This window comes from Vibrio makurazakiensis, from assembly GCF_050337375.1.
GTDB lineage: Bacteria > Pseudomonadota > Gammaproteobacteria > Enterobacterales > Vibrionaceae > Vibrio > Vibrio makurazakiensis.
Genome location: NZ_JAKJSW010000248.1, coordinates 1 through 5,612, shown reverse-complemented (window position 1 = coordinate 5,612; position 5,612 = coordinate 1). Strand labels below are relative to the sequence as shown.

Here is a 5,612-nt window from a genome sequence, read left to right as displayed (position 1 = left end):
TTGCTGAAGTAGATCACCGGCTTCAGATTTGTACGTTAGGTTCGGTAGGTTCTCTACTTTACCGCCGTTATCCAAACCACGAATCGATGTACACCAACCTGACGCAGTGTAAGCTTGAGTCATTTTAAGACCTAGCTCGTATGCAGCGTTTGACCAAACCAATTCATTATTGCTAGTTGGTTTAGGGTTGCCATCCATATCAGTAGCAAGCTCTTCGTAAGCAAATACGTCCGTGCCTAGACCTTTGTCACCATAAGGTAGGCGAGCAAGGGTACGAGGTAGCGTTAAAGTAACGTAACGTGCGTCGTCACTTTCGCGGAATGAGTTCCATGCCGCGTATGCAGGAGAATCAAAACCAGCAGCAACAGGCTTACCTTCAGAGAATGTTTGGAAGTCATTAAACTCAAACATTTCTGCGTTTGCGGCCGCTACAAATGGTGCGTGACACGCAGCTGCAACTTCACCCATGTAGCGTAAAAGTGCTACGTCTTCGTCTTTAGCGCTGAACTCGTAATCACCGATGAAAGTACCGTAAGGTTCACCACCAGCTGTACCAAACTCATCTTGGTAAACAGCATTGAATAGTGGGCTACGGTCGATAGCTGGTGCGTCTTCAAACTGGTCTAGTAACTCTTCTTGAGTGAAGTCGACCATTTTGATTTTAAGATCGCGGCCAAGCTCACTTTCTTTAACTAGCTTTTGCAAGCCGCGCCAAGAACCTTCAAGTTTTTGAAAGTCGTCTTGTTGCATTACTTGTGAAAGCTGCTTAGAAAGCTTTTTATCGATCTCAGAGATTGCGTTCTCAATCGTTTTAGTAACGTTTTTATCCCAGGTAACCGTTCCTGAAAGAGCTTGTTCTGTTAGAACAGAGAAAAGCTCTTTCGTTGTATCAGCTGGAGTTTGAGTGGTCGCTTCTATCGCACGGTCCAAAAAGCTAAGGGAACCTTCCGCTGCTTSGGGTTGCGCTTGATTTTCAGTTTCTGTGCTCATTACTCAGCTCCTTCTTCTTTAATGCCAAGTTCGTCAGAAAGGGCATTAATCGTATCTGCGCTCTGTAAAACTTCTTTGAGCAATTTTTCCAAGTCGCGCGAACGATCGGCTTTAGAAAGAAGTACTTTCAGCTGATTACGAGTTTCAACAAGCTTTTTAAGGGGCTCGACTTGATCAATAATTGCTTCTGGTTCAAAGTCTTTGATCGAGCCGAACTTAAGGCTTGCTTCGAATTGGCTATCATCATCAGCTAGAACATTATCAACTTTAAGTGATAGTTCTGGACCAACACGTTTCATAACCGTATCGAAATTATCTTTATCAACGTTGTAGAAAGTACGATCTTCTACTTCTTCTTTGTCTTGTCTATGACCAGAGTAGTCACCAATCACCCCAACAACAAAAGGGAGCTCTTTGGTTTCTACTGCGCCATTGGTCTCAACGTCATAGGTAATACTTACGCGGTTTTTACTTACGCGTTTATGTTGGGAATTCAGTGCCACGGTAACTCTCCTTGATCAATTACTTAGCGGTTGAAGTGACTTTAGCTGTAGTAGCATCGAAACCAACTTCAGGACCTTTCTCAATCTTGCCGCCTTCGCCTTCGATGTAGTAAGCCTTAGAAATTTCTGTGTACGTTAGGCTGAAAGATTCGTTAGGTAATGAACCGTCAGTTGCAGCCATGTTGTAGCTAGACATACGAGCAGCTTTAAGTGTAAGGATTAGATAAGGATCTGCGCCTGAACCTTCACGGTTAGGTTTAGTCATTACGATTTCAATTGTTTTACCTTCGCCACCTGGAGCGTAAAGGAAAGTGGTTAGGTACGGAGTCGCACCATCGCAGCCACGAGTCAGGTTTACTTCACCCAGTGCAACCATACCTTGGTCAGCATTGTTCGCATTACCAACATCGATACCGACGCCACGGACAGCACTCCAAGAAACGCTATCAAGCGCGAAGAAACCATCTTTGCCCCCAATCTTTTCTACTGTTGCTGCACCTTTTGGGGTTGTACCATCGATTCTCATAAAAATAGAAGCCATTACTTTCTCCTTGCTTAACGCATAAAGTTATTTTTTACCATTCGAAGTCTTGCAAGTTGCTAGACGATTCATTCGTTGTTGGATCATTGGTTTGAGTTGTATCAGTTGTGTTTTGTACACTGTCTTGAGCTGGTACGGATACCAAAGGCTCTTGAGTTGTGTTTGTTGTCTGAACAGTTCCTACTTGAGAAGCCTGCTCATGAGAGGGGATAGGAACCACTTTGCCCGACAGATCTGTTTTATCGAGTTGGTTCATTCCCGTCATTTGATTTATTTGTTCTAGAACATTCTTTTCGCCACCGATCATTTCTTGAAGAAGCTCTGGCAAGCTCATATAGCCCCAGCGGATTGAGCGTTCGAGTAAAAATGATATTGGGCTATGTGGTTCTGTTTCTTTGAAATAATCGGCGATTTTTCTAATTTCTTGGAATGCATGATCTCGGCTAACAATACCGTTGATTGTTGTTGCCGAAACTTGAGTAATAACCTGAGGGTTACCGTTCGTTACATTAGACGTAGTTTGAGTGACATCTGGGCTAGATTGAGGTGCAGCCTTAGAAATTGACAACTCGCTATTCGTTGGCGTTGCTGTGTCCGAATTTTCCATTGGAGCTTGCGCAGCGTCGGGCTGGGAACTGTTTGGCTCGATGAGGTGGTAGTTCTTATCAACGGGCCAAAAAGTAAACTTTTCACCTACCAGAAAATGAATAGCGTTGATTAGGTCTCGGACGTTTGTTTTTACGTAGCTAAAGCTAATTACTGTTGCCCCTACCGCCTGACACCTTTCTGCAATGTTCTTTTCAGCTGACTCTAATTCAGAATGAATTGAAACCAAATGCTGCAATGTTTCTTGAGCTATGTCATCAAAAGATTGAAGCGCAGTTTCTTTTAGCGCTGCAAGATTGCCTTTACGCTCTGCAAGTAAGTAATCACCAAATGTGATGTCTCCAATTAAGCCGACCATTTGGAAAGGAACATAAAAGGAAGTTGAGTCTACTGACTCACCCACGAGCTGCAGCAAAGGTCGAGTTCTGAATTCGACAATTTCTCGAGCTTTACCTGCATCGTCTGATGCTTTGATTTTAGCTTCAGGTGGGGTTGGATTTAGCGTATCCCAAAAAACGTCAACTAGGGCATTTAGCGAAGGGAGCGCTGTCGCTAAATTTTCAAATGGCTGGTTAGTAAATAATTGACTTGTAAGGTACCAACCAAGAATTTCAATATCCTTGGATTTGGTGACAATAGTATCTTCGGTTACATTTCGAAGATCAGTCCAATTTTCAATATTGGTCTCGACTAAAACAGGATCGGATGAAGCGTCTGGTGTTTCAACTAGCTGACGGAATGAAGATTGAGCAGTGTTATAGCTGTTTCTCAAGCCACGGTATGCACTGCGGTCTAATTTGAGGTACGAACCTGAAGGCTCTGATTCTGAGATTGGAACAATTAGGCGTTCAATTTCCGTCATATACGTCCTGTGGTATTTTTATTTATTATGGTCTGGGCGCAATTGATATGTTTTGCTTTTATCGTGCACACATATTGTAAACACTTGTTAACATTTATTAATTCTAGGGTTTTTTTTTGAAATGTCTTAATTAATGTAACCTTCGATACAAAAAAAATGGGATTTAGCCTTAAAAGGCGATCAAGATCACAATTATAAAATCCACTGGCTGTGTAAGGTTTTGATTTTATTACTCATATAGTGGTATTAAATATAAAGATACTGGGTGTCATGTTATAAAGTTTGCAAGGTTGTTATCGATCTTGTTCGTGCTTTAAGATTAGCTTATGGAAAGACGTACTGTTGGATATTCGAGGTAATTTTTGGGATGTCTATCCCAGATATTGGATGTTAAAAATCCACTTTTAGAATAGCTTAGAAGAGTCCGAAATGAGTCTGGATGAACGCGGAGGATTTACGATGAGTACAAATTATGTGTGAGGTTGCTCTTATCGGCAGTAGCCGTTACTGCCTCAAAAAAGCGGTTAGATTAGCAATTGAAAGCTAAGAACTTTTAGCCTCCGATAAGAACCGTTGGCATGCCAAGAACAATAGTTCCACCATGGCTTGTTGTGTCACCCATACGAGCTGCGGGTTTATTGTTGATTAATACAGTCGCACTACCTTTAATTATGCTATCGGGTGGGCCGACGCATACACACATATCCCCCATAGTTGCAGCAGGCATACTTCCAATCAGAACAGTAGGTGCTCCAGGGCCGGTGATTGGCCCCCCTACATGTGGGATAGGGGGAACTGCTGGTGTCTGCATTGGGCAAACGTGCATATCAGTAAGACGGGCAGCAAGTGTCATGACTGTTCTTCTCCGTTACTGCCACGAGCTATTTCTAGAGCAAGTTCAGTTGCTTTCAAATAATACTCTTCGGTTCCTTGCCAATTTGGTAGCGCTGCTGAGTGGTTAATTGATCCCGCTACTGCTTTTGAATACAAGAAAGGGTCAGGCATTACAGCAGGTAAGTCGGGAGACACTATGCTTCCCGATCCATTCCAAAATACGGCTTGAGCTAACCAAGATGGCCCACAATTTAAGTTCAATCGATTCGCGAATAGCTCGCTCTTACGTCTTTGCTCTTCTGAAGGGGACTTAACCCACTGTTTAGCAGTGTTGATGCATTGAGTTTGCATGCTAGACCAGACATCATTTCTAACCTCTAGACAATGAGCTGCCCACCAAATAGCTTCTCGTACTGGTAAGCCATGTGCTAAAAACTGAATGAGATCGAAATACAGCTTATTCTCAACAAGTACATCGATTGATTCTTTAATTGGTAAATCTTCAGTGACAAGTGCTTGAGCTTCATCAGAGCTTGAGAATCTATCGAGTAACTGTCTGCCTGTCTTGTAAGGTATTTTTTTATACATTTTATTCTCAATTTATCTGCGATTTGAGTTAGTTTACTTTAACAATCGCGCCTTTGAGTTCACCCATAACGCCTCCGTCAAACGTTCCTTTCAGCCCAGACTTGAACTCAGCACTGAGTGACCCTTCGGCTGATAATGTAGTGTCGGCTTTAATTGCAACACTTAACCCTTTAATGCTATTTGAACTGGTTGCTTCAAGCGCACTAGTTGCACCAGAGATTTTATGAGCCGAAGTAGCTTTGCTTGTGACGTTCATGCCTTCGAGAGTTAGTGCGCTACTTGCTTTTACGTCAATATTACTTGCTTCAATACTTATCGAAGAAGATGACATTACAATTTTGCTTGAACCTACTTTCAGTTCAATGGTGTCGTCAGCTTCGAGTGAAATAGATTTCCCTTTTTCACTGATCGCTTTTGCTGATGTCAGTGAGTAGTTGTCTTCCGTCTTTACAACGACCTGTTTAGTAACAGTTTGAGCAACTTCGCCTTTGATGGTTTCCGTTAAATTATTTTCTATCTCGGTAGTTAAGTCCTTGGCTGCGTGCATATAAAGCAGCTCATTGTCTTTCTTATCATCAAAATAGAGTTCGTTTGCAAGCCCTTGTAGCTTGGTACTGATTCCTGTTTTTGTTGAGTTCGCTTCTTTATAAGGCGGCGGGTTCTTACTGTTATAAACGCTGCCTGTAAT

At 42.4% G+C, this 5,612-nt stretch carries 7 protein-coding genes; all 7 read right to left on the bottom strand.

Annotated elements, in window-relative coordinates:
- The coding region (gene tssC, locus L4C33_RS19135; RefSeq protein WP_428814000.1) for a type VI secretion system contractile sheath large subunit at window positions 1-990 on the bottom strand (990 nt) is incomplete at its 3' end.
- Complete coding sequence (gene tssB / locus L4C33_RS19130) at window positions 990-1,493, bottom strand: type VI secretion system contractile sheath small subunit (RefSeq protein ID WP_428813999.1); 504 nt, start codon at window positions 1,491-1,493, stop codon at window positions 990-992. The genes tssB and tssC, both read right to left, overlap by 1 nt.
- A 19-nt stretch (window positions 1,494-1,512) precedes the next feature.
- A complete protein-coding gene (locus tag L4C33_RS19125) occupies window positions 1,513-2,034 on the bottom strand; it encodes a type VI secretion system tube protein Hcp (RefSeq protein WP_428813998.1) in 522 nt (173 codons plus the stop codon).
- 34 nt (window positions 2,035-2,068) lie between these two features.
- The gene (locus L4C33_RS19120; RefSeq protein ID WP_428813997.1) at window positions 2,069-3,502 is read right to left on the bottom strand and encodes a type VI secretion system protein TssA; all 1,434 of its coding nucleotides are present in this window, start codon (window positions 3,500-3,502) and stop codon (window positions 2,069-2,071) included.
- Between the two features lie 553 nt (window positions 3,503-4,055).
- Window positions 4,056-4,355, bottom strand: a complete 300-nt coding sequence (locus tag L4C33_RS19115) for a PAAR domain-containing protein (RefSeq protein ID WP_428813996.1) — start codon at window positions 4,353-4,355, stop codon at window positions 4,056-4,058.
- A complete protein-coding gene (locus tag L4C33_RS19110) occupies window positions 4,352-4,924 on the bottom strand; it encodes a DUF6931 family protein (RefSeq protein ID WP_428813995.1) in 573 nt (190 codons plus the stop codon). Before L4C33_RS19110 ends, L4C33_RS19115 begins: the two co-directional genes overlap by 4 nt.
- 28 nt (window positions 4,925-4,952) lie before the next feature.
- On the bottom strand, window positions 4,953-5,612 hold a 660-nt coding region (locus L4C33_RS19105), incomplete at its 5' end, for a bacteriophage T4 gp5 trimerization domain-containing protein (protein WP_428813994.1).

Coding starts and splice junctions, on each gene's coding strand:
- L4C33_RS19125 (WP_428813998.1), bottom strand. CDS start 2,034: ATGGCTTCTATTTTTATGAGAATCGATGGTACAACCCCAAAAGGTGCA.
- L4C33_RS19120 (WP_428813997.1), bottom strand. CDS start 3,502: ATGACGGAAATTGAACGCCTAATTGTTCCAATCTCAGAATCAGAGCCT.
- L4C33_RS19115 (WP_428813996.1), bottom strand. CDS start 4,355: ATGACACTTGCTGCCCGTCTTACTGATATGCACGTTTGCCCAATGCAG.
- L4C33_RS19110 (WP_428813995.1), bottom strand. CDS start 4,924: ATGTATAAAAAAATACCTTACAAGACAGGCAGACAGTTACTCGATAGA.